This is a genomic window from Streptomyces macrolidinus (assembly GCF_023887685.1).
GTDB lineage: Bacteria > Actinomycetota > Actinomycetes > Streptomycetales > Streptomycetaceae > Streptomyces > Streptomyces macrolidinus.
Genome location: NZ_JAMWMR010000009.1, coordinates 113453 through 139111 on the forward strand (window position 1 = coordinate 113453; position 25659 = coordinate 139111).

Here is a 25659-nt window from a genome sequence, read left to right on the forward strand (position 1 = left end):
TCGCCCTCAAAGCAGTCCGACCCAGGGCATCTGAGCTGCCGACACGTCTTGTATTACAAGCCGATGAAATGACTCGTTCACCCCTCCGGGTGACTCATTGCCCTATTCACTCTGACCTTCGATACGCTTCCTTTACCTTGCATTACGACCCATTTACCCAGTGTTGGAATATCCCGCCGCTGTGCGTCGGGACCCACTTCTGTGCCCCGGCCCCTCAGGCCCGGGGACCACCGTTCCGCGACCGCGCCGCGCCGGAGGAGAAGGAACATGTCCGCCTACGTCCCCGCCCGCACCGCCGACTCGACTCGGACGAAGCGCCTGCATCCACCTCACAGTCCACCGCCGACCCCGCCCCGCCGCTTCCGCATCGCGGGCGCCGATCTGTCGGCCTCCCTCGCGGTCTTCCTGATCGCCCTCCCCCTGTCCCTCGGTATCGCCCTCGCCACCGGTGCCCCGCTCCAGGCCGGTCTGGTCGCCGCGGCCGTCGGAGGGCTTGTCGCAGGTCGGCTCGGCGGCTCCCCGCTGCAGGTCAGTGGCCCCGCCGCCGGACTCACCGTGGTCACCGCCGATCTCATCCAGCGCTATGGATGGCGTACGACCTGCGCCGTCACCGTCCTCGCCGGTCTCGCCCAAATCGGCCTCGGCTGCCTGCGCGTGGCGCGTACGGCGCTTGCCGTCAGCCCCGCGATCGTGCACGGCATGCTCGCCGGTATCGGCGTCACCATCGCCATGGCCCAGCTCCACATCGTGCTCGGGGGCACCCCGCAGAGCGCGGTCCTCGACAACCTCCGAGCGTTGCCCGCACAGTTGGCCCGCCTGCACCCGGCCGCCCTGTCCGTGAGCGCCCTGACCCTGGCCGTGCTGCTCGTCTGGCCGCGGCTCCCCGGACGGACAGGGCACCTCCTGCGCAAGGTCCCGGCCGCACTCGTCGCCGTCGCCGCGGCCACCGCGACCGCCTCCGTCACCGGGCTCAGCCTGCCCAGGGTCGATCTGCCGTCCTGGCGCAGCCACGCGATGGCCGGGCTTCCCGAAGGACCCGTGCTCGGCATCGCCGCCGCTGTTCTCACCATCACGCTGGTGTGCAGCGTGCAGTCACTCCTCGGCGCCGTCGCCGTGGACAAGCTGGCGGCCGGGCGCGATCCGCATCTCGGTCGCTCCGACCTCGACCGCGAGTTGCTGGGACAGGGTGCCGCGAACGTCGTCTCGGGCTCGCTCGGCGGGCTGCCGATCGCGGGCGTCGCCGTCCGGAGTTCGGCAAACGTGCAGTCCGGCGCCATCAGCCGGAACTCCACGATGCTGCACGGCGTTTGGCTGGTAGTGGCCGCGCTGCTGATGGTGCCGGTGCTCGAGCTGATCCCCCTCGCTTCGCTCGCCGCGCTGGTGATGGCCGTCGGCATCCGGATGGTGTCCCTGCACCACATCCGCACGGTCACTCGTCACCGAGAAGTGCTGGTGTACGCCGTCACCGCCCTCGGCGTCGTCTTCCTGGGCGTGCTGCAAGGAGTGGCCCTGGGCGTCGTCATGGCCGTGGCTGTCGCCCTGCACCGCCTCGCCCATACCCGCATCACCCATCAGGAGAAGGCGGGAGTCCACCACGTACGCGTACGAGGGCAGTTGACGTTCCTCGCAGTACCTCGGCTGAGCCGGACACTGCACCTGGTGCCAACGGGGGCGAACGCCGTGGTGGAGCTGGACGGATCGTTCATGGACCACGCGGCGTACGAGTCCCTCCAGGACTGGCAGAAGACGCATCGCGCGCGGGGCGGCACGGTCGACCTCACCGGCCGCGCCGGAACCCATGTCTCGATCGCGGCCCCAGAGGCTCCGACGCTCGCGGAGGGCGCAGAGGCGGCCGAGGCGGCCGACGTGTCCGCGTGCCGGTGCGGACCCTGGACCCCTTGGCGCAACCACCAGTGCGAGCGCCCGACATTCGCGCAGACCGACGGACAGCCGGACGAGCCCACGGAGGGGTCGCGAGCAAGTGGGCATCAACTCGCCCGCGGAATCAGCGCGTTCCAACGGAACACCGCGCCGCTGGTGCGCGATGAGCTGGCTCGCCTCGCGCGCGAGGGGCAGCGACCCTCACAACTCTTCCTGACCTGCGCCGACTCAAGGCTCGTCACATCGATGATCACCTCCAGCGGTCCCGGCGATCTCTTCGTCGTCCGCAATGTCGGCAACCTGGTGCCGCTGCCCGGCATGGAGAGCGGGGACGACTCGGTGGCCGCCGCGATCGAGTACGCGGTGGACGTCTTGCTGGTGCGGTCGATCACGGTCTGCGGCCATTCCGGGTGCGGGGCGATGCAGGCCCTGCTCGGCTCGGAACCGGGCGATTCCCGGACCCCGCTCAGACGGTGGCTGCGGCACGGCCTGCCGAGCATGGAGCGCATGTCCGACGGGAGCAGACCCGCGGCCCGGATCGCCGGGCGGGCGTCGGCCGATGCGATCGAGCAACTGTGCCTGGTCAATGTGGTGCAGCAACTGGAGCATCTGCGGGCGCACGATTCCGTGGGCCGGGCCTTGAGCGAGAGCCGGCTCGAACTCCACGGGATGTACTTCCACGTGGGCGAGGCGCAGGCATATCTGCTCGCCGCCTCCGAGGAGGACGCCGTCTTCGACCGGGTGGGGGCGGTCGGGGAGCTGCGCAGCCCGGCATGACATCGCGGCAGTGCGCGGTACACGCCTGGCGCCGCGCACCGCCGCTCCCGAAAGGGAACATCGCTCGAGGAATGCCTCGTGCCTCCCGTCGGAAGATCTTGAAATTGACCCTGGATTGCATCGCTTTGGGCTGATAAACATTTAGGGGCAATCCGGCGTGAGTCCGACTCCGAGGCAAGACCTTGAAACGGCATTCCGGTGCGCACCAGCCTTCCCGAGAAGGCGCGAACAGCAGGGGACCCTTGTCACAGGCCCTCAGGCGCGGGCGCGAGAACCATCGCCCGAGATGAACCAGGGCGGCGGAGCATACGTGACCTGAAGGGGGAATCTGTTCACCGACAGAACCCCCAACAGGTCTAAACCAATTTTCCGTCGACCCTTGTCACCGAGCCCCCAGGTCTGATGAGCTGTGGCCTGGGACACAACGGACACCCCGGGAAAGGGAGATGTCGTGAGCAACGAAAGCCTGGCCAATCTGCTCAAGGAAGAGCGCAGGTTCGCGCCGCCCGCCGACCTGGCCGCAGCCGCCAACGTCACGGCAGAGGCGTACGAACAGGCCAAGGCTGACAGGCTCGGCTTCTGGGCCGAGCAGGCCCGGCGGCTGACCTGGGCCAAGGCGCCGACCGAGACCCTGGACTGGTCGAACCCGCCGTTCGCCAAGTGGTTCAAGGACGGCACGCTCAACGTCGCCTACAACTGCGTCGACCGGCATGTCGAGGCAGGGAACGGCGAGCGCGTCGCCCTGCACTTCGAGGGCGAGCCGGGCGACAGCCGCGCCATCACCTACGCCGAGCTCAAGGACGAGGTCTCCAAGGCCGCGAACGCCCTGCTGGAGCTGGGGGTCCGCAAGGGCGACCGGGTCGCCGTCTATATGCCGATGATCCCCGAGACCGCGATCGCGATGCTGGCCTGCGCCCGCATCGGTGCCACCCACTCCGTCGTCTTCGGCGGCTTCTCGGCGGACGCGCTGGCCACCCGTATCCAGGACGCCGACGCCAAGGTCGTCATCACCGCGGACGGGGGCTACCGGCGCGGCAAGCCGTCCGCCCTCAAGCCGGCCGTCGACGACGCCATCGACCGGGTGGACAACGTCGAGCATGTCCTCGTCGTGCGTCGTACGGGCCAGGAGGTCGCCTGGTCCGAGGGCCGGGACGTGTGGTGGCACGAGATCACCGCGCGGCAGTCGGCCGAGCACACGCCCGAGGCGTTCGACGCCGAACACCCGCTGTTCATCCTGTACACGTCCGGTACGACGGGTAAGCCGAAGGGCATTCTCCACACCTCGGGCGGCTATCTCACTCAGGCGTCCTACACCCACCACGCCGTCTTCGACCTCAAGCCGGAGACGGACGTGTTCTGGTGCACGGCGGACGTCGGCTGGGTCACCGGGCACTCGTACATCGTGTACGGGCCACTGGCCAACGGCGCGACCCAGGTCATGTACGAGGGCACGCCCGACACGCCGCACCAGGGCCGCTTCTGGGAGATCGTGCAGAAGTACGGGGTGACGATCCTGTACACGGCGCCCACGGCCATCCGTACGTTCATGAAGTGGGGCGACGACATCCCCGCCAAGTTCGACCTGTCGTCGCTGCGGGTGCTCGGGTCCGTCGGTGAGCCGATCAACCCCGAGGCCTGGATGTGGTACCGCAAGCACATCGGCGCGGACCGTACGCCGATCGTGGACACGTGGTGGCAGACCGAGACCGGCACGATGATGATCTCGCCGCTGCCCGGCGTGACCGAGACGAAGCCGGGGTCGGCCCAGCGACCGTTGCCGGGCATCTCCGCCACGGTGGTCGACGACGAGGGCAACGAAGTGGCGAACGGAGGCGGCGGCTATCTCGTGCTCACCGAGCCGTGGCCGTCGATGCTGCGCACCATCTGGGGGGACGACCAGCGGTTCCTCGACACGTACTGGTCCCGGTTCGAGGGCAAGTACTTCGCCGGGGACGGCGCGAAGAAGGACGACGACGGGGACATCTGGCTCCTCGGGCGCGTCGACGACGTGATGCTCGTCTCCGGACACAACATCTCGACGACGGAGGTCGAGTCGGCCCTGGTGTCGCACCCGGCGGTCGCCGAGGCGGCGGTCGTGGGCGCGGCGGACGAGACGACGGGCCAGGCGATCGTGGCGTTCGTGATCCTGCGGGGTTCGGCGACCGAGGACGACAACCTCACCGATGAGCTGCGCAACCACGTCGGTGCGACGCTCGGGCCGATCGCCAAGCCGAAGCGGATCCTGCCGGTGGCGGAGCTGCCCAAGACGCGTTCCGGGAAGATCATGCGACGCCTGCTGCGAGATGTCGCCGAGAACCGCCAGCTCGGGGATGTCACGACGCTGACGGACTCCTCCGTGATGGACCTGATCCAGACGAAGCTGCCGGCGACGCCGAGCGAGGACTGAGGGGCATCACCCGCCCCTGGGGCGCCCGACCGCACGGCGGGCGCCCCTCTCGTCAAGGGAGCCATCAGCAGGAACCACTCAAGGAACCATCCACAAGGGACCACTCAGATAGCAAGGATTTGGTAAAGTAGAACCTTCTAGGTGTGCCGGGAAGTCTGGTCGGCAAGCCCGTCGTGCGTTGTATCGCGGCGGTCTTCCTTGTCGTACCGACTCCGGAGGTCCCCGCTGTGACCGCGCCCCGCACCCGTAACCGCTCGTTCCTCGGACGCCTCTCGCTCCCCGAGCGGACCTTCGTCGCGGATGCGCTGCGCACCGAGACCGTCGGCGGCATGCTGCTCCTGGTGTCCGCGATCGCCGCGCTGATCTGGGCGAACGCACCCGCCCTGCGCAGCAGCTACGAGAGCATCGGCGACTTCCACATCGGGCCCGCCTCCCTCGGGCTCCATCTGTCCATCGGGCACTGGGCCGCCGACGGCCTCCTCGCAATCTTCTTCTTCGTCGCCGGCATCGAGCTCAAGCGGGAACTGGTCGCGGGAGAGCTGCGGGATCCCCGCGCCGCCGTGCTCCCCGTGGTGGCCGCGCTCTGCGGCATGGCCGTCCCCGCGATCGTCTACACCCTCACCAGCGCAGCCGGTGGCGGTTCCCTCGTCGGCTGGGCGGTCCCCACGGCCACCGACATCGCCTTCGCACTCGCCGTTCTCGCCGTCATCGGCACCTCCCTGCCTTCCTCCCTGCGCGCGTTCCTGCTCACCCTCGCCGTGGTCGACGACCTGGGCGCGATCCTGATCATCGCGATCTTCTTCCCGCACGGTCTGAACTTCGCCGCGCTCGGCGGCGCCGTCGTCGGCCTCGCCGTGTTCTGGGTGCTGCTACGCAAGGGCGTGCGCGGCTGGTACGTATACGTCCCGCTCGCCCTGGTCATCTGGGGGCTGATGTACAACAGCGGCATCCACGCCACCATCGCCGGTGTGGCCATGGGCCTGATGCTGCGCTGCCACCGCCACGAGGGCGAGGAGCAGTCCCCGGGCGAGCGCATCGAGCACCTCGTACGACCGCTGTCGGCCGGTCTTGTGGTGCCGCTGTTCGCGCTGTTCAGCGCGGGCGCCATGATCTCCGGCGGAGCCCTCGTGGACGTGTTCACGAAGCCGGAGACGCTCGGCGTCATGCTCGGTCTCGTCGTCGGCAAGACAGTCGGCGTGTTCGGTGGTACCTGGCTGACCGCGCGCTTCACCCGGGCCTCGCTCAGCGACGACCTCGCCTGGCCCGATGTGTTCGCCGTCGCCTCCCTCGCCGGCATCGGCTTCACCGTCTCGCTCCTGATAGGTGAACTGGCTTTCGAAGATCATGCGGTGCTTACGGAAGAGGTCAAGGCCGCCGTCCTCGTCGGGTCGCTGATCTCGGCTGTCTTCGCGACCGCACTGCTGAAGGTGCGCAACGCCAAGTACCGCGCCCTGTGCGAGGACGAGGAGCGCGACGAGGACCTCGACGGCGTGCCGGACGTCTACGAACAGGACGATCCCGCGTACCACCTGCGCATGGCCGAGATCTACGAGCGCAAGGCGACCGAGCATCGCAGGCTCGCCCTGCTGAAGTCCGCCGAGCGCGACGCCTCGAACGACACATCGGCCGACACGCCGACCGGCCCTGCGGCCGACGCGACGGACGACGGCCGCCCCTGAGCAGCGGGCGGCCGGCCCACCGAGAAGCGGCGGCCCGATCGGTGTGACGGGCGGCACGCTTCGCCGAAGTGGCCGGGCGGGCAGTCACGGGGATGGGGCGTCCGGCATGATCTGAGGCGTCCACGGAACTCCGCGACACCGCGGAGCAGGCACGCAGAGAGCAGGGAGACCGCGATGAGCGCACCCGATGGCAGCCCGGTCGGCGCCGAACAGACCATCGGCCAACTGTTCGCCTCGGCGACGACCGAGATGTCCGCGCTGGTGCACGACGAGATCGCGCTGGCGAAGGCCCAGCTCAAGCGGGACGTCAAGCGCGGCGCGATGAGCGGACTGCTGCTCTCGGCCGCGGGCGCCGTGCTGCTGTTCTCCTTGCCGATGCTGAGCTTCGCGTTGGCGTACGGGATCCGGACCTGGACCGCCTGGAATCTGGCCCTCTGCTTCCTGACGTCGTTCGGCGCGAACGTGGTGGTCGCCGTGGTGCTCGGGCTCATCGGGGCCGCCATCGCGAAGAAGGCCAAGAAGAGCCAGGGCCCGCAGAAGGTCGCCGCGTCGATGAAGGAGACCGCGGGCGTCCTCCAGGCCGCCAGGCCGCACCCCCGCCTTCCGCACCAGGCCGACACCGCGCTCGAGGCTGTGGCACGCTCGTCTTCATGACGGACCCCGCCATCCCTTCGGCGCAACCCACCTCGGTCGTACGGCTCGACGTACCCGGCGGGAAGGAGGTGACCCACCGCGATGTCGCGGCCAACGGTGCGCGCTTCCACATCGCGGAGATGGGCGAGGGCCCGCTGGTCCTGCTGTTGCACGGCTTCCCGCAGTTCTGGTGGGCCTGGCGGCACCAACTGGTCGCGCTCGCCGACGCGGGCTTCCGGGCCGTGGCGATGGATCTGCGCGGGGTCGGCGGCAGCGACCGCACGCCGCGTGGCTACGACCCCGCGAACCTGGCGCTCGACATCACCGGCGTCGTACGGTCCCTGGGCGAGCCCGACGCCGCGCTCGTGGGGCATGACCTGGGCGGATACCTGGCCTGGACGGCGGCCGTGATGCGTCCGAAGCTCGTTCGGCGGCTCGTGGTCTCCTCGATGCCGCATCCGCGGCGCTGGCGGGCGGCGATGACGCGTGACGTCAAGCAGACGACCGCGGGTTCCTACATCTGGGGGTTCCAGCGGCCCTGGATCCCCGAGCGACGCCTCACCGCCGACGACGCCGCCCTGGTCGGACGGCTGCTCCGGGACTGGTCGGGCCCGCGACTGCCGGACGACGAGGCCGTGGAGACGTATCGGCGTGCCATGTGCATCCCCTCCACGGCACACTGCTCCATCGAGCCGTACCGCTGGCTGGTGCGCTCCCTGGCCCGGCCCGACGGCATCCAGTTCAACCGGCGTATGAAGCGGCCCGTACGGGTGCCCACCCTGCATCTGCACGGTTCGCTGGACCCCGTGATGCGCACCAGGAGCGCGGCGGGATCGGGCGAGTACGTCGAGGCGCCGTACCGCTGGCGGCTGTTCGACGGACTGGGGCACTTCCCGCACGAGGAGGACCCGATCGCGTTCTCCTCCGAGCTGATCAACTGGCTGAAGGATCCCGAGCCCGATCGGTGAGCTGCCCGATCCCGGGAGCACATGACGCAGCCGGATGACCGCGCATCCCGTCGGTGACGGCGCGCATGCGCCCGGTATCCGGACGCGAACGGCTGTTCCTCGTACGGCCACACATGCCCGGCGCATAAGCCGATTGGGGCCCCCCGAGGCGGTTATCGACCTTGGGGCAGGGGCAGACGTCGGGGTATGAGCTGGACGCACGACTACCGTGACGTAGCACGTAACCGCCGCTCGACCGCTGGTCCGAGCACCCGCCAGGGGGGCGCCCCGCAGATGCCGGACACGGACCCGAGAGTGGGCATCCCACGCATTCTGCGCCGCCGGGCCCGCTGGGTCTCGGTCCGCCTGCGCCACCCGCGCGGCTGACCCGTCCCCGGGAGCGGCTGCCTCTCCCCGGAACGTACGTCACAGAGCGCAGCTGTCGCTGTTCACCTGCTGGTTCGCCGTGCTCCCCTTGAGGATGTCCTCCTGGATCTCGTCCGAGGTGAGGGCGTACCCGGTGTCGGCGTCGTCCAGGGACTTCGCGAAGACCACCCCGTAGACCCTGCCGTCGGGGGTGAGCAGCGGGCCGCCGGAGTTGCCCTGGCGGACGGTCGCGTACAGCGAGTACACATCACGGTGGACCGTGCCGCGGTGGTAGATGTCCGGGCCGTTGGCCGTGATGCGACCGCGGACACGCGCGGGCTGGACGTTGTACGAGCCGTTCTCCGGGAAGCCCGCGACGATCGCGTTGCTGCCGCCGGCCGCGTCGGCGGTGGTGAACCGCAGCGCGGGCGCGCTCAGATTCGGTACGTCCAGTACCGCGATGTCGCGCCGCCAGTCGTAGAGGACGACCTTCGCGTCGTACTTCCTGCCCTCGCCGCCTATCTGCACCGTGGGCTCGTCGACCCCGCCGACGACATGCGCGTTCGTCATCACCCGGCGGTTGTCGAACACGAAGCCCGTGCCTTCGAGGACCTTGCCGCAACTCTGCGCCGTACCCACGACCTTGACGATGGAGTGCTGGGCGCGGGTGGCGACCGCGCTCTTCGCAAGGGCTGGGTCGGGGGGCTGGACGTCGGTGATGGGTTCGTTCGCGAAGGGGCTGAAGACCTGGGGGAAGCCGTTCTGCGCGAGGACCGAGGAGAAGTCCGCGAACCAGATGTCGGCCTGCTCGGGCAGGGCGCGGGACACGCCGAGGAGCACCTTGGAGCCGCGGACCTCCTTGCCCAGCGTCGGCAGCGTCGTACCGGCGAGGGCCGAGCCGATCAGCCAGGCGACCAGGAGCATCGCGACCACGTTGACGAGGGCGCCGCCCGTGGCGTCCAGGGCGCGGGCCGGGGACCAAGTGATGTACCGGCGCAGCTTGTTGCCGAGGTGGGTGGTCAGGGTCTGGCCGACGGACGCGCAGACGATCACGATGGCGACCGCGATCACCGCGAGGGTCGTACTCACCTCACGCTCGTCCGTCGCCTTGTCCCAGATGAAGGGGAGCAGATAGACGGCGACCAGGCCGCCGCCCAGGAAGCCGATGACCGACAGGATGCCCACGACGAAGCCCTGGCGATAGCCGACGATCGCGAACCACACGGCGGCGACCAGCAACAGGATGTCCAGCACGTTCACTGCGTCAAGCCTCGCCTCGTCACTCTCCGGTCGCCGTCGCCGGGCCGGGGGTCCGGCCCGGCGGACGGCGGCCGTGGGGCACGGCGTCCCCCGAAAAACACAGCACGGTAGGTCACCCTGTCATGACCGCCAGTCGAGCGGGACCTGCTTGTCGTGGTCCCAGGGCCGCTCCCAGCCCGCGAAGTGCAGCAGTCGGTCGATGACGCCGGCGGTGAAGCCCCAGACGAGGGCCGATTCGACCAGGAATGCCGGGCCTCGGTGCCCTCTGGGGTGGATGGCGGTGACGCGGTTGGCGGGGTTCGTGAGATCCGCCACGGGGACCGTGAAGACCCTAGCCGTCTCGTTCGGATCGACGACGCCGATCGGGCTCTTCTCCCGCCACCAGCCGAGGACAGGCGTCACGACGAAGCCGCTGACCGGGATGTAGAGCTTGGGAAGCACGCCGAAGAGCTGGACGCCGCCGGGGTCGAGCCCGGTCTCCTCCTCGGCCTCGCGCAGCGCCGCCCGCAGCGGCCCCCCGGCCATCGGGTCGCCGTCCTCGGGGTCGAGGGCGCCGCCGGGGAACGAGGGCTGTCCGGCGTGCGAGCGCAGCGAACTGGCGCGCTCCAGCAGCAGTACCTCGGGGCCGCGGTCGCCCTCACCGAGCAGGATCAACACGGCCGACTGACGCCCCGAGCCGTTCTCCGGCGGCAGGAAGCGGCTGAGCTGGAGCGGCTCCACGTCCGCCACGACCCGTACGACCGGGTCGAGCCAGCCGGGCAGGCCCTCCGTGCTCAACTGCAGCCGCCCGCTGCCCCGGTCGCTCATGTGGTTCGTATCGCTCGCGTGCGTCATCGCCACCCCCGTTCTGCCGATCCCAACGCCCGCGGAACCGCGGATCGTTCCGAATGTCCCTCGTGTGGGTGTCCTCGCCCGCTGCCCGTCACCGCCGGGAGGCGTCCGCCCGTACGCCGCGCGGTCCCCCGCCTCCGCCTCACCCGGCCCCCAGCGGCCGGGCCGGGATGCCGCCCGCGTCGAGGTAGGCCCGCGGAGGCTTGAGGCGCTGGCCCGGGAAGCCGCCCTTCTCGTACTTCAGCAGCTTCTTCGCCTTCTCGGGGTCCGTCTCGCCCTCGCCGTACGCCGGGCAGAGCGGGGCGATCGGGCAGGCGCCGCACGCCGGCTTGCGGGCGTGGCAGATACGGCGGCCATGGAAGATCACATGATGCGACAGCATCGTCCAGTCGCTCTTGGGGAAGAGCGCGCCGACGGCCGCCTCGATCTTGTCCGGGTCGGTCTCGTCGGTCCACTGCCAGCGGCGGACGAGGCGCTGGAAGTGCGTGTCGACGGTGAGTCCCGGTCGGCCGAAGGCGTTGCCGAGCACCACGAAGGCGGTCTTGCGGCCGACGCCGGGCAGCGTGACGAGGTCCTCCAGACGGCCGGGGACCTCGCCGCCGAACTGCTCCACCAGGGCCTTGGAGAGCCCGATCACCGACCTGGTCTTGGCCCGGAAGAAGCCGGTCGGGCGCAGGATCTCCTCGACCTCCTCCGGGTTGGCCGCGGCGAGGTCCTCGGGGGTCGGGTACCGGGCGAAGAGGCCCGGAGTGGTCTGGTTCACCCGCAGGTCGGTCGTCTGCGCGGACAGGACCGTCGCGACGATCAGCTCGAAGGGGTTCTCGAAGTCCAACTCCGGGTGGGCGTACGGGTACAGCTCGGCGAGTTCGCGGTTGATACGGCGGGCTCGGCGGACCAGTGCGGTACGGGACTCGTCCCTGAGGGGCTTGACCGTGACGGTCTTCGCCGGAGCGGCGCCCTTGACGGTGACCGTGGCGTCCGTGGCGACGGCCTCGACGGAGGCGGGCCTTCTCTTCGCAGCGGCCTTCTTGGGGGCGGTGGGCGTGGCCTTCTTGGCGGCGCCCTTCGTGGCCGCAGTCCCCTTCGCCGCGGTGGCCTTGGCCGCAGCCTTCTCCGCGACGGTCTTCTTCGCCGCGGTCTTCTTCGCGGGGGCCTTCTTCGCGGGGGCCTTCTTCGCGGGGGCCTTCTTCGCGGGGGCCGCGCTCCTCTCGGAGGCAGCCTTCTTCGCGACGACCTTCTCGGCGGCAGCCTTCTTGGCGGGGCTCTTCGCAGGGCGCTTCGTCACCGCTTCCCCAGAAGCCGCTTTCGTTCCCTTTGCCGGATTTCCACCACCGTCAGGCCCTCGTTCGCCCACAGCGGAATCGCGACGTGCAACCACCCGTCCAGCTCCCTTGGCCTGTGCTCTCACCGGCGATTTGGACACCCGGCCAGCCTAAGGCCCGGCGCCGACATCCGCCCCGGACCGGCAAGATCAGCCCCCAATTGGCCCCCTGCTGCATCCCGCGGCGCACCCGTGCGGCATCCTTGTGACAGATCACACTGTTTGGACCGTCCGGCAAAATGGGGAACACGGACCCCTGGTACACGGGGGAGCAAGATCCCCTGAGCAGGTCGACAAGGAGAGAACTCGTGGACGACGTTCTGCGGCGCGCCCCGCTGTTCGCGGCGCTCGATGACGAGCAGGCCGCGGAGCTGCGCGCCTCCATGAGTGAGGTGACCCTCGCCCGCGGCGACTCGCTGTTCCACGAGGGCGACCCCGGTGACCGCCTCTACGTGGTCATGGACGGCAAGGTCAAGCTGCATCGCGCCTCGCCCGATGGCCGCGAGAACATGCTGGCGGTGCTCGGCCCCGGTGAGCTGATCGGCGAGCTGTCGCTGTTCGACCCGGGCCCGCGTACGGCGACGGCCACCGCGCTGACCGAGGTCAAGCTGCTGGGCCTGGGCCACGGCGACCTCCAGCCGTGGCTGAACGCCCGGCCCGAGGTGGCCGCCGCCCTGCTGCGCGCCGTCGCCCGGCGCCTGCGCAAGACCAACGACCAGATGTCCGACCTGGTCTTCTCGGACGTGCCCGGCCGTGTGGCCCGCGCACTGCTGGACCTCTCGCGGCGGTTCGGCGTGCAGTCCGAGGAAGGTATCCACGTGGTGCACGACCTCACGCAGGAGGAGCTGGCCCAGCTCGTCGGCGCCTCGCGCGAGACGGTCAACAAGGCCCTGGCGGACTTCGCCGGACGCGGATGGCTGCGCCTGGAGGCGCGCGCCGTGATCCTGCTGGACGTGGAGCGCCTGGCGAAGCGCTCGCGCTGACGCGCGGTCCGCGCCTCACGACGACGGGTCCCGTTCTCCGAGGAGACGGGGCCCTTTGCCGTTCGTCCCCGCGAGACGGGGCCCTTTGCCATTCGTCCCCGCTGAAGCACCGGAGTCCCCGCTGAAGCACCGGACGGGCGACGGGCCGAGTCCCCCCGACGGGGGCCGATATCCCCTCGCCTCCGCCACGATCCCCTGGCACAGTCGCCGCATGGTCAGCGCGCCGCCGCACGACGGGCACAGGCAGGACAAGGGGCTCGACCCCCACGGGTACATCCGCCGCGAGGGCGCCCTCGGGCTCGTCCCTGACGCCTTCCGGCCCGTCGTCGACGCTGCTCGTACGCGGCTCTCCGACATCTTCGGGACGCGGATGAGCAGCGCGTACCTCTACGGATCGATTCCGCGCGGCACCGCGCGCGTGGGGCGCAGCGACCTCGATCTGCTGGTCGCCCTGCGCGAGGAGCCCACCGACACGGACCACGACGACGTCCGCGCCCTCGGGGACGCGCTCGACGCGGAGTTCCGGCAGATCGACGGCGTGGGGACGCTGCTGTTCAGCCGGGCGCGGCTGCTGAGCGAGCTGGAGACGTACGACCTGGGCTGGTTCGTGGCCTGCCTGTGCACGCCGCTGGCGGGCGAGGACCTCGCCGAGCGTCTGCCGCGCTACCGGCCCGACTCCCGCCTCGCGCGTGAGACGAACGGAGATCTCGCGCTGCACCTGGCGCGGTGGCGCACACGGATCCCCGAAGCGGTCACCGAGGAGGCCCGTCGCGTGCTCGTACGCGGCCTCTCCCACCATCTCGTCCGCACGGGCTTCACCCTTGTCATGCCGCGCTGGAACGGCTGGACCAGCGACCTGGCGAGGATGGCCGAGGTGTTCGCCGCGTACTACCCCGGACGAGCCGATCAGTTGCGCGCGGCGGCGGTCCTCGGCCGTGAGCCGCACGGCGCTCCTGCCGTCCTGTGGTTGTACGTCGACGATCTGGGCCCCTGGCTCGCCGACGAGTACGCGCGCGTGCACGGCGTCAAGGCACCGCGTCCCGTCACGCCACCGCGCCCCTGAGCGCCGTCACGGGCTCAGACCAGCCCGTGTTCCCTCAGGTACTCCAACTGCGCCCGCACCGACAGCTCGGCCGCCGGCCACAGGGAGCGGTCCACGTCCGCGTACACATGGGCCACGACCTCGTCCGGGGCGCGATGGCCGCTCTCGACCGCCGTCTCCACCTGGGCGAGGCGATGGGCGCGATGGGCCAGGTAGTACTCGATGGCGCCCTGGGCGTCCTCCAGGACGGGCCCGTGGCCCGGGAGCACGGTGTGGACGCCGTCGTCGACGATGAGCGACCTGAGGCGGCGCAGGGAGTCCAGATAGTCCCCCAGGCGGCCGTCCGGGTGGGCCACGACGGTCGTACCGCGGCCCAGGACGGTGTCACCCGTCAGCACGGCCTGGTCGGCCGGGAGATGGAAGCAGAGGGAGTCCGCGGTGTGGCCGGGCGTCGGTACGACGCGCAGCTCCAGACCGCCGACGGTGACGACGTCGCCGTGGCCCAGCCCCTCGTCGCCGAGCCGGAGCGCCGGGTCGAGGGCGCGCACCTTGGTGTGCGTCAGTTCGGCGAACCGCGCGGCGCCCTCGGCGTGGTCGGCGTGGCCGTGCGTGAGCAGGGTGAGCGCGATCCGCTTGCCGGACCTCTCCGCCGTACCGATGACGTGGCGCAGGTGTCCCTCGTCGAGCGGGCCGGGGTCGATCACCACCGCCGTCTCGGACCCGGGCTCGGAGACGATCCACGTGTTGGTGCCGTCGAGGGTCATCGCCGACGCGTTGGGCGCGAGGACGTTGACCGCGCGCGCGGTCGCCGGACCCGAGAGCACCCCGCCGCGCGGCTGGCCGGGCAGGGCTGCGGCGTCCGTCATGCGAAGGCACCTTCCGTCGCGTAGGTCATGCGGTCGCTCCACCCGTCGGGATGTGCTTGGTGAACTCGTCGTGGCCGGGCCAGGACAGCACGATCTCGCCGTTCTCCAGCCGGGCCTCGGCCAGAACGGGGGTCAGATCACGGCCGGGCGCGGCCTTCAGCGTGTCGGCGGCGCTCCCGTACGGGATCAACTGACGCAGGGTCGCGATGGTGGGCGGCATCATCAGCAGCTCGCCCCGGTCGTACGAGGCGGCGGCGTCGGCCGGGCGGATCCACACCGTACGGTCGGCCTCCGTCGAGGCATTGCGCGTGCGCTGCCCTTCGGGGAGGCCGGCCACGAAGAACCAGGTGTCGTAACGGCGGCTCTCGAACTCCGGGGTGATCCAGCGTGTCCACGCGCCGAGCAGGTCGGAGCGCAGCACGAGCCCCCTGCGGTCGAGGAACTCGGCGAAGGAGAGGTCGCGCGCGACCAGCGCCGCGCGATCCGCCTCCCAGTCGTCGCCCGTGGTGTCGCCGACCACCGTCCGCGCGGTGGGCCCCGCGAGCAGGACGCCCGCCTCCTCGTACGTCTCCCGGACGGCGGCGCAGACGACGGCCTGCGCGGACCTCTCGTCGACGCCGAGGCGCCGCGCCCACCACGCGCGCGTGGGCCCCGCCCAGCCGATGGTCAGGTCGTCGTCACGGGGGTCCACCCCACCGCCCGGATACGCGTACGCGCCTCCGGCGAAGGCCATGGAGGCGCGTCTGCGCAGCATGTGGACGACGGGGGCGCCGTCGGTGTCCTTGAGGAGCATGACGGTGGCCGCGCGCTTCGGAGCGACCGGGGCGAGCGTGCCCTCCGCGAGCGCGCGGATCCGCTCTGGCCACTCCGGTGGAAACCACTGCCCATTCGCCATGGCCGGAGGCTATCCCGTAGGGAGCGAATGTTCGAGAGGTGGTGATCACCCGTGCCGAGATCGCGAGCCGGCGCCCCGGCAGGCACCGTGCCCCTACGCCTCCGTCAGCTCCACCTGGATCTCGACCTCGACCGGCGCGTCCAGCGGAAGCACCGCCACCCCGACGGCGCTGCGGGCGTGCACGCCCTTGTCACCGAGGACCTCGGCCAGCAGCTCGCTGGCGCCGTTGATGACACCCGGCTGGCCCGTGAAGTCCGCGGCCGACGCGACGAAGCCCACGACCTTCACCACGCGCGCGATGCGATCCAGGTCGCCCGCAACCGACTTCACCGCGGCGAGCGCGTTCAGGGCACAGGTACGGGCCAGGTCCTTGGCCTCCTCGGCGGTGACCTCGGCGCCCACCTTGCCGATGGCCGAAAGCTTGCCGTCCACCATCGGCAGCTGGCCGGAGGTGTACACATACGCTCCGGACCGCACGGCGGGCTGGTAGGCGGCGAGGGGCGGGACGACCTCCGGGAGCGTCAGGCCCAGTTCGGCCAGGCGGGACTCGACGGCGCTCATGCCTGCTTCTCCCGCTTCAGGTAAGCCACCAGCTGTTCGGGGTTGTTCGGTCCGGGAACGACCTGGACGAGCTCCCAGCCGTCCTCGCCCCAGGTGTCCAGAATCTGCTTCGTGGCATGGACGAGCAGCGGCACAGTAGCGTATTCCCACTTGGTCATGGGCCGACTGTAGCCCCTGCGGCGCACGGGTCGTACGGCCGACCGTGCCCGCCGGTACGACGGGCCCGGGGCCGACCGCGAAGGCAGTTGTCCACAGCCTCCCGCGTGACCCGAGCGAGGACTGGTTAGGCTCGAAGGCGTGAGCAGGCTCCAGGTCGTCAGCGGCAAGGGCGGGACCGGAAAGACCACGGTCGCCGCGGCACTCGCGCTCGCCCTCGCGACCGAGGGCAAGCGCACTCTTCTGGTCGAGGTCGAGGGCAGACAAGGAATCGCACAACTCTTCGAGACGGAAGCGCTCCCGTACGAGGAGCGGAAGATCGCGGTGGCTCCGGGAGGCGGCGAGGTCTACGCACTGGCGATCGACCCCGAGCTGGCCCTGCTGGACTACCTCCAGATGTTCTACAAGCTGGGCACCGCGGGCCGGGCCCTGAAGAAGCTCGGCGCCATCGACTTCGCCACCACCATCGCGCCGGGCCTCAGGGACGTGCTCCTCACGGGCAAGGCGTGCGAGGCCGTCCGCAGGAAGGACAAGAGCGGCCGGTTCGCGTACGACTACGTGGTGATGGACGCACCCCCCACCGGACGCGTCACCCGCTTCCTGAACGTGAACGACGAGGTCGCCGGACTCGCCAAGATCGGCCCGATACACAATCAGGCGCAGGCCGTGATGCGGGTGCTCAAGTCCCCGGCGACGGCGGTGCATCTGGTGACGCTCCTGGAGGAGATGCCCGTTCAGGAGACCGTGGACGGGATCGCCGAACTGCGCTCCGCGGGGCTGCCGGTGGGTCGGGTCATCGTGAACATGGTGCGTCCCACGGTCCTGGACCAGGCGGAGCTGGAGTTCGCGCACACCGCGCCCCCGTCGTCCATCGCCGCGTCCCTGTCGGGCGCCGGGCTCGGCGGCGCGGGCCGCGGCGAACTCGCGGAGCGGCTGGTGGCCCCGCTGCTGCGGCAGGCCGACGAGTACGCGGAGCGGTTCGCCCTGGAGCGCGAACAGCGTGCTGTCCTCACGGAGTTGGACCTTCCGCTGCACGAACTGCCGCTGCTCGCCGAGGGGATGGACCTGGCGGGCCTGTACGAACTGGCCACGGAACTGCGTCAGCAAGGGATCTCATGAACTCGGACCCGGCCGCCACGCACGACGACACGGCCTTCGCACCCGATACGACCCCTCACCCTGCCACGGCGCCCCCGCACGCGTTGGCCCCCGTACGCCTCCTGGAGGTCGACCCCCTCCTCGACGACCCGAAGACCCGCATCATCGTGTGCTGCGGCTCCGGCGGCGTCGGCAAGACGACCACCGCCGCGGCCCTCGGCCTGCGCGCGGCCGAGCGCGGCCGGAAGGTGGTCGTCCTCACGATCGACCCGGCCCGTCGGCTCGCCCAGTCGATGGGCATCGACGCGCTCGACAACACCCCGCGGCGCGTGAAGGGCATCGAGGAGACGGCGGGCGGCGAACTGCACGCCATGATGCTCGACATGAAGCGCACGTTCGACGAGATCGTCGAGGCGCACGCGGACCGCGAGCGCGCGGCGGCCATCCTGAGCAACCCCTTCTACCAGTCGCTCTCGGCGGGCTTCGCGGGCACGCAGGAGTACATGGCGATGGAGAAGCTCGGGCAACTGCGCGCGCGGGACGAGTGGGACCTCATCGTCGTCGACACACCGCCCTCGCGCTCGGCGCTGGACTTCCTCGACGCCCCCAAGCGGCTCGGGTCCTTCCTGGACGGCAAGCTCATCCGCGTCCTGATGGCCCCGGCGAAGGTGGGCGGACGCGCGGGGATGAAGTTCCTGAACGTCGGGATGTCGATGATGACGGGCGCTCTCGGGAAGCTGCTCGGGGGCCAACTCCTGAAGGACGTCCAGACGTTCGTGGCCGCGATGGACACGATGTTCGGCGGCTTCCGTACGCGCGCGGACGCCACCTACAAGCTGTTGCAGGCGCCCGGTACGGCGTTCTTGGTGGTGGCGGCCCCGGAGCGGGACGCGCTGCGCGAGGCCGCGTACTTCGTGGAACGCCTGGCCGCCGAGGACATGCCGCTGGCCGGTCTGGTGCTCAACCGGGTGCACAGCAGCGGCGCGGCCCAGTTGTCGTCCGAGCGGGCGCTCGCGGCGGCGGAAAATCTTGAAGAGGCTCGCATTGTGGATCAGGAGGGCGGGAAAGCTGGACTTCGTAACTCTCCTGACACGTACGGCAGTTCAGAATCGTCACCATCCGAGGATTCCGTTCCCGCAGAGTCCGTTCCCGCAGAGTCCGTTCCCGCGGAGTCCGTTCCCGACGAAGGCTCCCCCGCCGCCGCGGACATGGACCCAAGCGCCCGGCACATCACCGCGGGCCTGTTGAGGCTGCACGCCGAGCGCATGCGCCTGCTCTTCCGTGAGCAGCGCACCCGGGACCGCTTCACCGCGCTCCACCCCGAGGTGGCGGTGGCGGAAGTCGGAGCGCTGCCCGGTGACGTCCACGATCTCGTGGGACTGCGGGACATCGGGGACCGGCTCGCGGCCAACTGGCCTGAGCCTGCCGAGGAGTACGACGCGCACGCGTGAGGGGTGGGGTGAAGTCGCCTGCCTGGACGACTCATCCGTCCTGACGGCCGCCCTGACAGCCGCGCTCGTCGGCGGCGAACAGCCGTACCCGGTACCAGCGGACCGTCTTCAGCCCACCGCCGCGTAGTTCTCGTAGACCTCTTCCTCGTCCAGGGGAAGCAGGCCCGCTCCGCGCTCGTACTCCGTACGCGCGGTCTCCAGCAGGCGCCGCCACGAGGTGACGGTCGGCCGCCTGCGCAGCAGTGCGCGGCGCTCCCGTTCCGTCATCCCGCCCCACACGCCGAACTCGACGCGGTTGTCCAGCGCGTCGGCCAGGCACTCCGTGCGTACCGGACATCCGGTGCACACCGCCTTGGCCCTGTTCTGCGCTGCTCCTTGAACGAACAGTTCATCCGGATCGGTAGTGCGGCAGGCAGCCTGCGCACTCCAGTCGGTTACCCAGCCCATACCGGCGCCGTCCTCTCCCGAATCGAGGCTCCCCCACGGCGGCAGCGGCATATTCACCGCCGCCAGTTGAGGACGTTACGGAAGGTGGACACAGCGCAACACCCCCTTCGGGCCCAATCTTGAATGGCCCGAACGGACTATGGGTAAGCGGCAGATCACCCGGGGGAGTGAGCTGACGACAAGCGTGTCTTTCCCGGCATATCAGGGCGGTTCGGCTAGGTCACAACGGGCACTCACTGACGCACAAGGCGATTTCGGGCACGCGCCCAACAGAAGAGTCAGGGAACAGTGGAACGATTCGGGGGCGCCGGACGTCCAGGTAACGTGGCCCTACTGCTGTGACAGTCGAGAGCAGCTTAGGCCAAGGCATCTATGCGTGTCCGGCAAACGAGAACGTAGGCTGCCCCCATGCCAAAGAAGCGCTCGGGCGCGGGAGTGTCCCCCGTGCAGCAGGCCGCCAAGTTCCTCGGAGTGAGTGTCCTCGCCGGGGCGGTGATGGCCGGCATCGCGATGCCCGCGGCCGGTGCGCTCGGGCTCGCGGCCAAGGGATCGGTCCAGGGGTTCGACGACATCCCGGACGACCTGAAGAGCCCGCCGCTGAGCCAGCGCACCACCATCCTCGACAGCCAGGGCGGCCAGATCGCCTCGGTCTACTCGCGTGACCGCACGGTGGTGAGCATCAAGGACATCTCGCCGTACATGCAGAAGGCCCTCGTCGCGATCGAGGACTCCCGCTTCTACGAGCACGGCGCGATCGACCTGAAGGGCGTGCTGCGCGCGCTCAACCAGAACGCGCAGAACGGCGGAGTGGCCCAGGGCGCCTCCACGCTCACCCAGCAGTTGGTGAAGAACTACTTCGTGGAGGAGGCCGGAGACGACCCGGACCAGGTCGCCCAGGCCACCCAGCAGACCATCGGCCGCAAGGTCCGCGAACTGAAGTACGCGATCCGGCTCGAGGAGAAGCTCGGCAAGGAGAAGATCCTCGAGAACTATCTGAACATCACGTTCTTCGGCCAGCAGGCGTACGGCGTCGAGGCCGCCTCGCAGCGCTACTTCTCCAAGCACGCCAAGGATCTCAGCCTCCCGCAGGCGGCGTTGCTCGCGGGCCTCGTCCAGTCGCCCACGCGGTACGACCCCATACGCGACCCGAAGCAAGGCAAGAAGCGGCGCGACGTCGTGCTCCAGCGCATGGCCCAAGTGCACGCGATATCCCAGGCGGAGGCCGACAAGGCCAAGGCGACCGACCTCGGACTGCAGGTCAGCCGACCCAAGAACGGCTGCATCACGGCGGTCAGGGGCGCCGGGTTCTTCTGCAACTACGTCAAGCAGGCCTTCCTCAGCGACCCGGTCTTCGGCAAGACCCGGGCCGACCGGCAGAAGATCTGGAACCAGGGCGGCCTCACCATCCGCACCACGCTCGACCCGCAGGCGCAGGACTCCGTACAGGCCTCGATGAAGGCGCACGTGAACGCGGCCGACTCGGTCGCCTCGGCGGCGACCCTGGTCGAGCCGGGCACGGGCAAGATCCTCGCCATGGGCCAGTCCCGGCAGTACGGCACCGGCAAGAACGAGACCGAGTACAACTACTCGGTCGACCACAGCATGGGCGGGTCCAACTTCGGCTTCCCCACCGGTTCGACGTTCAAGCCGTTCGTGGCGGCAGCCGCGCTGGAACAGGGCCGACCGGCCACGCAGGAGTACTCGTCGCCGTACCAGATGCCCTACCCCAGCCCCGTACAGACATGCAGCGGCAAGCCCTGGGTCAACGAGCGCGGCAGCTACACCGTGGAGAACGAGAACACGTCGGAGCACGGGCCGTACCGGATGAAGGAGGCGATGGCGAAGTCGGTCAACACCTACTTCGTGCAGATGATCGCCGACACCGGCCTCTGCCCGGTGATGAACGTCATCGACAAGCTGCATGTGGTGCAGGGCAACGGAACCAAGCTTCCCGAAGTGCCCGCGATCGCCCTCGGTTCGAAGGGCATCTCCCCGCTGACCATGGCGAGCGCGTACGCCGCCTTCGCCTCCCGGGGCACCTACTGCACCCCGATCGCCATCGAGTCGATCACGCAGAAGGCCGACGGTCGGCAGAAGTCCCTGCCGGTACCGAAGTCGACCTGCTCACGCGCCATGTCCGAGACGACCGCGGACACCGTCAACGCGCTCCTGCGCGGCGTGATCGACTCCGGTACGGGCAAGCAGGCCGGTCTCAGCGACCGCGACAACGCCGGTAAGACCGGTACGACGGACGAGCGGAAGAACGCCTGGTTCGTCGGCTACACGCCGAACCTCTCCGGCGCCGTCTGGGTCGGCAGTTCCACTCAGCAGGTCGAGATGGTGAACATCAGCATCGGCGGCGTCTGGCACGACAAGGTGTACGGAGCCGACGTACCGGGTCCGATCTGGCGCGACGCCATGACCGGCGCCCTCTCGGGCAAGGACTCCCCGTCGTTCAACCGCGTCGACATCCCGGACGCCGACAAGGGCAAGCCCGATGACGGGGGCAACAGGGGCGGCCGCGGCGGGGACGGGCGCGGAGACGGCCACGGTGGAGACGGCGGCGCGGATGGCGGCGGCGGTCTCATCGGAGGTCTGACCACCGGGGGCACGGGCGGGCTCCCGACTCCTTCGATCCCCGAGGGATTCGTCCAGGGCAAGAACCACGGCCCCGGAGGCCGACGCTGACGCCCGTGCCTCGGGCGTTTCACACCTGGTGACGGTCATACACGCCGGGCGCAGCACTTCACGTCGCTGCGCCCGGCGTCGACGTTCCGGCATCGAAGTTCCGGCGTCCGGACGGGACTTGACGGGCCGTGTTCACCTTCGCCTACGACTTCTCGACTTCGATTTCGTCGTCGACTTCGGCTTCGACTTCGACGAGAACGGCCGGGTCAGCCCGTCGGCAGTTCCTTCACGCGAGCAGTTCCTTCACGAGGGCGGCCACCCGTCCACCCTCGGCCTGACCCGCCACCTTCGGGTTCACGATCTTCATGACCTGGCCCATGGCGCGCGGACCCTCGGCACCGGCCGCCTTGGCCTCCTCCACGGCCTGGGCGACGATCTGCCGCAGCTCGTCGTCGGACAGTTGCTTGGGCAGGTACGCGGCGAGCACCTCGCCCTCCGCCTTCTCCCGCTCGGCCTGCTCGGCGCGACCGCCCTGCGCGAAGGCCTCGGCGGCTTCACGGCGCTTCTTCGCCTCACGGGTGATCACCTTGGTGATCTCCTCGTCGGAGAGTTCGCGCTTCTCCTTGCCCGCGACCTCCTCCTTGGTGATCGCGGCGAGCGTCAGCCGGAGCGTTGAGGAGCGGAGCTCGTCACGCTCCTTGATCGCGGCGTTGAGGTCTGCGTGCAGCTTCGACTTGAGCGTGGTCATGACGCCGATTGTCGCAGGTACGGCGGGCCGACCGCCCGTTGATTTCCAGGGGTTCGCGGAAGGTTCCCCACGTATCGCGCGGTCCTCGCGTCCTCAGGAGCACATCACCGATGGCTGTCCGGAGAGTCGGCCAACGGCTGTCCGGAGAGTCGCCCAAGGGGTTGTCCACAAGGTGTGCCCCGTCGGCCCGGTCGTGGTTGTCCACAGGGGTGCGCGCGATGTCCTGCGACTCTGCCACGATGGTCATATGCGCGCGCGATACGGAGTACCCCTGGGAATCACGGCGGTTGCCGCCGCCGGACTGCTGTACTCGGCCGGGTTCGAGGCCCGTTCCTTCCGGCTCCGCCGGGTGACGGTCCCGGTCCTGCCCCCGGGGACACGCCCTCTGCGTGTGCTCCAGGTCTCCGACATCCACATGGTGAGCGGCCAGCGCAAGAAGCAGCGGTGGCTGCGCTCGCTGGCGGGGCTCCGCCCGGACTTCGTGATCAACACCGGGGACAACCTCTCCGACCCGGAGGGCGTGCCGGAGGTGCTGGACGCGCTGGGTCCGCTGATGACCTTCCCGGGGGCGTACGTCTTCGGTTCGAACGACTACTACGGTCCCAAACTCCGCAACCCCGCCCGCTACCTGGTGGAGAAGGCGAGGGGCCACCACGGCCTGAACGGCAACGCACCCGTGGTCGGCGCCCTCCACAACCCGTGGGAGGACCTGCGCGACGGCTTCGACGCGGCGGGCTGGCAGAACCTGACGAACACGCGGGGGACGCTGAAGATCGAGGGCCTGGAGATCGAGCTGACAGGCCTGGACGACCCGCACATCAAGCGCGATCGGTACGCGCGCGTGGCCGGCGGCCCCTCCGCCGCGGCGGACTTCTCGATGGGCGTGGTCCACGCCCCGTATCTGCGCAGCCTGGACGCGTTCACGGCGGACGGCTACCCGCTGATCCTGGCGGGCCACACCCACGGCGGGCAGCTCTGCATCCCCTTCTACGGCGCCCTGGTCACCAACTGCGACCTGGACACGGACCGGGTGAAGGGCCTGTCCCGGCACACGGCCGAGGGGCAAACGTCCTACCTGCACGTATCGGCGGGCTGCGGCACGAACCGCTACACGCCGGTACGGTTCGCGTGCCCGCCGGAGGCAACGCTGCTGACGCTGGTGGGCCGGGAGTAGCCAGACGCGGCCCGCGACCCGCGGTCGTAACCCGCAAGGGTCACCCACATCGCCCGTTCTGCCCGCCCCGCTTAGCGTGAGGGCATGATCGTGCGGATACCCAAGGACATCCCTGATCTCCCCGCGGTGCCGGGCGGACCGAGGCTGCTGCCGTCGGCCGTCCCCACCGCCGCCGTGGTGGCTCCCGCGTACCGCCCGGTCGCGGCCACCTGCCGCCTACTGGTAGCGCTGGTGGCCGCGGCGGCGGTGATCGCCGACCTGCTCCTCGGCAGCCCGGTCCGGGTGCTGAGCTACTTCACGATCCAGGCCAACGCGCTCCTCGCGGTGGTCTTCGCACGGTCGGCCTGGCGGGCGTGGACGGCCCGCCGCCCTCTGTCACCGCTGGTGACCGGCGGTACGCTCTTCTACGCCCTGATCGCGGGCCTGGTCTACCACGTGGTCCTGGTGCACGAGCCCGGCGTCTTCTCGATGACGGGCCGGACCGGCGCGCTCACGGGCTGGCCCGCGCTCACCAACCACCTGCTGCACACTCTGACACCGGCCGCGGCCCTGCTCGACTGGCTGCTCCTGACGAACCCGGCTCCCCTGGGCCTCCGGCACGCGGCGAAGTGGCTGCCGTACCCCCTGGCATACCTGGCGTTCTCCCTTGCCCGCGGAGAACTGCTCCCACCAGGCACGCCGGACCGCTACCTCTACCCGTTCCTGGACGCGGCCCAGCTCGGCTACAAGAGCGTCCTCGCCAACGCGCTCCTGCTCGGCCTGTCGTTCTTCGGCCTGGCCCTCCTCATGATCGTCACCGACCACCTCCGCCCGGCCCCCGTCCGCCGCCGCCCGAATACCGGATTTCGCGTCCAGCCACCCGTGGGCTAAAGTAAACGTCGTCGCCGCGACAAGCAGCGACATCGGGGTGTAGCGCAGCTTGGCAGCGCGCTTCGTTCGGGACGAAGAGGTCGTGGGTTCAAATCCCGCCACCCCGACAGAGAAACACCAGGTCAGGCCCGGTTTCCAGGGATGGAAACCGGGCCTGATGTGTTCTTGGGGGCGTCTCGGGAGTGAGTGGGGAGTAGATCATGGAAATCTCACTCCCTGGGAGTCCCCGCACCCGCGAGCGGTGAGGTCTGCTCCGCCTCCCAGGCCCAAGCCCCAGACAGCTCTCCAGAGAAATCCAGCGACCCCCCAGGAAGCCGGCGAGGCGATCGGCCCACGTGAAGGCGAGGGTCACCGCGGTGAAGCCGCCGAGTCCGGACATGAGGGTGAGGGGCCAGTCGGCACCCAGGATGTGGGCGTCATGGCTGCTGACATACGCGACGAATACCGCGATGACGAAGGTGATGCGGATCAGGAGCCGCCGTACCTTGGTCATCGGCTGAGAACTGCGCGCCACGAAGTCCAGACGGTTGGGATCGCTGACGCGAACCGAGTCGCCGGACACGCAGAACGCCACGAACTGTCCGTCGGTGTGGTCTGCGATGCCCACCACGCTGCCTATGCCAGGTCGCGCTGGTCGC

The 25659-nt window shown here is 69.9% G+C and carries 23 protein-coding genes and 1 tRNA gene; 14 read left to right on the forward strand and 10 right to left on the reverse strand.

Going from position 1 to position 25659, the window contains the following annotated elements:
- Nucleotides 1–267 precede the first annotated feature (267 nt).
- The 6 genes from NGF19_RS13415 (at nt 268) to NGF19_RS13440 (ending at nt 8711) form a co-directional block, all read left to right on the forward strand.
- Entirely contained in the window at nt 268–2658 is a 2391-nt protein-coding gene (locus NGF19_RS13415; RefSeq protein WP_252425087.1) for a bifunctional SulP family inorganic anion transporter/carbonic anhydrase, read from the forward strand.
- 409 nt (nt 2659–3067) lie between these two features.
- Nucleotides 3068–5065, forward strand: a complete 1998-nt coding sequence (gene acs / locus NGF19_RS13420; protein WP_252425088.1) for an acetate--CoA ligase — start codon at nt 3068–3070, stop codon at nt 5063–5065.
- 227 nt (nt 5066–5292) lie between these two features.
- Complete coding sequence (gene nhaA / locus NGF19_RS13425) at nt 5293–6744, forward strand: Na+/H+ antiporter NhaA (RefSeq protein ID WP_252425089.1); 1452 nt, start codon at nt 5293–5295, stop codon at nt 6742–6744.
- Between the two features lie 174 nt (nt 6745–6918).
- Nucleotides 6919–7398, forward strand: coding sequence for a phage holin family protein (locus NGF19_RS13430; RefSeq protein WP_252425090.1), 480 nt, complete (start codon nt 6919–6921; stop codon nt 7396–7398).
- Complete coding sequence (locus NGF19_RS13435) at nt 7395–8345, forward strand: alpha/beta fold hydrolase (protein WP_252425091.1); 951 nt, start codon at nt 7395–7397, stop codon at nt 8343–8345. Before NGF19_RS13430 ends, NGF19_RS13435 begins: the two co-directional genes overlap by 4 nt.
- A gap of 186 nt (nt 8346–8531) precedes the next feature.
- On the forward strand, nt 8532–8711 hold the full coding sequence (locus tag NGF19_RS13440) for a hypothetical protein (protein ID WP_252425092.1): 180 nt from the start codon (nt 8532–8534) through the stop codon (nt 8709–8711).
- Nucleotides 8712–8750: 39 nt separating this feature from the next.
- Here NGF19_RS13440 and NGF19_RS13445 read toward each other — a convergent pair whose 3' ends face one another.
- The 3 genes from NGF19_RS13445 to nth form a co-directional block, all read right to left on the reverse strand.
- Nucleotides 8751–9950: a MarP family serine protease gene (locus NGF19_RS13445; RefSeq protein WP_252425093.1), complete on the reverse strand. Its 1200-nt coding sequence runs from the start codon at nt 9948–9950 to the stop codon at nt 8751–8753.
- A 120-nt stretch (nt 9951–10070) separates the two neighbouring features.
- Nucleotides 10071–10784: an NUDIX hydrolase gene (locus NGF19_RS13450; RefSeq protein WP_252425094.1), complete on the reverse strand. Its 714-nt coding sequence runs from the start codon at nt 10782–10784 to the stop codon at nt 10071–10073.
- Between the two features lie 139 nt (nt 10785–10923).
- Complete coding sequence (nth, locus tag NGF19_RS13455) at nt 10924–12066, reverse strand: endonuclease III (protein ID WP_252425095.1); 1143 nt, start codon at nt 12064–12066, stop codon at nt 10924–10926.
- 344 nt (nt 12067–12410) lie between these two features.
- On the opposite strand from nth, the gene NGF19_RS13460 reads away from it, so the two are divergent.
- Nucleotides 12411–13085, forward strand: a complete 675-nt coding sequence (locus NGF19_RS13460) for a Crp/Fnr family transcriptional regulator (protein WP_071367581.1) — start codon at nt 12411–12413, stop codon at nt 13083–13085.
- A 211-nt stretch (nt 13086–13296) separates the two neighbouring features.
- On the forward strand, nt 13297–14148 hold the full coding sequence (locus NGF19_RS13465; RefSeq protein ID WP_252425096.1) for a nucleotidyltransferase domain-containing protein: 852 nt from the start codon (nt 13297–13299) through the stop codon (nt 14146–14148).
- Between the two features lie 14 nt (nt 14149–14162).
- Here NGF19_RS13465 and NGF19_RS13470 read toward each other — a convergent pair whose 3' ends face one another.
- The 4 genes from NGF19_RS13470 to sp36 all read right to left on the reverse strand — a co-directional run bounded on the left by NGF19_RS13470 (nt 14163) and on the right by sp36 (nt 16607).
- Entirely contained in the window at nt 14163–14993 is an 831-nt protein-coding gene (locus NGF19_RS13470) for an MBL fold metallo-hydrolase (protein ID WP_252425097.1), read from the reverse strand.
- Between the two features lie 25 nt (nt 14994–15018).
- Complete coding sequence (locus NGF19_RS13475) at nt 15019–15888, reverse strand: NUDIX hydrolase (protein ID WP_252425098.1); 870 nt, start codon at nt 15886–15888, stop codon at nt 15019–15021.
- A 93-nt stretch (nt 15889–15981) separates the two neighbouring features.
- A complete protein-coding gene (locus NGF19_RS13480) occupies nt 15982–16449 on the reverse strand; it encodes a RidA family protein (RefSeq protein WP_252425099.1) in 468 nt (155 codons plus the stop codon).
- Nucleotides 16446–16607 carry a Sp36 family protein gene (sp36, locus tag NGF19_RS13485; RefSeq protein ID WP_003975360.1) on the reverse strand — a complete coding sequence of 54 codons (162 nt, stop codon included), beginning with the start codon at nt 16605–16607 and terminating at the stop codon, nt 16446–16448. Before sp36 ends, NGF19_RS13480 begins: the two co-directional genes overlap by 4 nt.
- A 139-nt stretch (nt 16608–16746) precedes the next feature.
- Here sp36 and bagA point away from each other — a divergent pair, with 139 nt between their 5' ends.
- Together bagA and bagB are read left to right on the forward strand one after the other, a co-directional pair.
- Complete coding sequence (gene bagA, locus NGF19_RS13490) at nt 16747–17724, forward strand: ATPase BagA (protein ID WP_252425100.1); 978 nt, start codon at nt 16747–16749, stop codon at nt 17722–17724.
- A complete protein-coding gene (gene bagB / locus NGF19_RS13495) occupies nt 17721–19154 on the forward strand; it encodes an ATPase BagB (RefSeq protein WP_252425101.1) in 1434 nt (477 codons plus the stop codon). The genes bagA and bagB overlap by 4 nt, the downstream gene beginning before the upstream one ends.
- 108 nt (nt 19155–19262) lie before the next feature.
- Here bagB and wblA read toward each other — a convergent pair whose 3' ends face one another.
- A complete protein-coding gene (gene wblA / locus NGF19_RS13500; RefSeq protein WP_059133594.1) occupies nt 19263–19601 on the reverse strand; it encodes a transcriptional regulator WblA in 339 nt (112 codons plus the stop codon).
- 408 nt (nt 19602–20009) lie between these two features.
- Here wblA and NGF19_RS13505 point away from each other — a divergent pair, with 408 nt between their 5' ends.
- On the forward strand, nt 20010–22289 hold the full coding sequence (locus NGF19_RS13505; protein ID WP_252425102.1) for a transglycosylase domain-containing protein: 2280 nt from the start codon (nt 20010–20012) through the stop codon (nt 22287–22289).
- Between the two features lie 226 nt (nt 22290–22515).
- Here the strand turns inward: NGF19_RS13505 and NGF19_RS13510 are convergent, their stop codons facing one another.
- Entirely contained in the window at nt 22516–22977 is a 462-nt protein-coding gene (locus tag NGF19_RS13510; protein ID WP_252425103.1) for a GatB/YqeY domain-containing protein, read from the reverse strand.
- A 247-nt stretch (nt 22978–23224) separates the two neighbouring features.
- Between NGF19_RS13510 and NGF19_RS13515 the strand changes: the two genes are divergently transcribed.
- The 3 genes from NGF19_RS13515 to NGF19_RS13525 all read left to right on the forward strand — a co-directional run bounded on the left by NGF19_RS13515 (nt 23225) and on the right by NGF19_RS13525 (nt 25128).
- A complete protein-coding gene (locus tag NGF19_RS13515; protein ID WP_252425104.1) occupies nt 23225–24151 on the forward strand; it encodes a metallophosphoesterase in 927 nt (308 codons plus the stop codon).
- An 84-nt stretch (nt 24152–24235) separates the two neighbouring features.
- The gene (locus tag NGF19_RS13520; protein WP_252425105.1) at nt 24236–25021 is read left to right on the forward strand and encodes a Pr6Pr family membrane protein; all 786 of its coding nucleotides are present in this window, start codon (nt 24236–24238) and stop codon (nt 25019–25021) included.
- 33 nt (nt 25022–25054) lie between these two features.
- Nucleotides 25055–25128, forward strand: a tRNA-Pro gene (locus tag NGF19_RS13525).
- Here the strand turns inward: NGF19_RS13525 and NGF19_RS13530 are convergent.
- Nucleotides 25110–25631: a hypothetical protein gene (locus NGF19_RS13530; protein WP_252425106.1), complete on the reverse strand. Its 522-nt coding sequence runs from the start codon at nt 25629–25631 to the stop codon at nt 25110–25112. The two genes, NGF19_RS13525 and NGF19_RS13530, sit on opposite strands and share 19 nt — an antisense overlap.
- Nucleotides 25632–25659 lie beyond the last annotated feature (28 nt).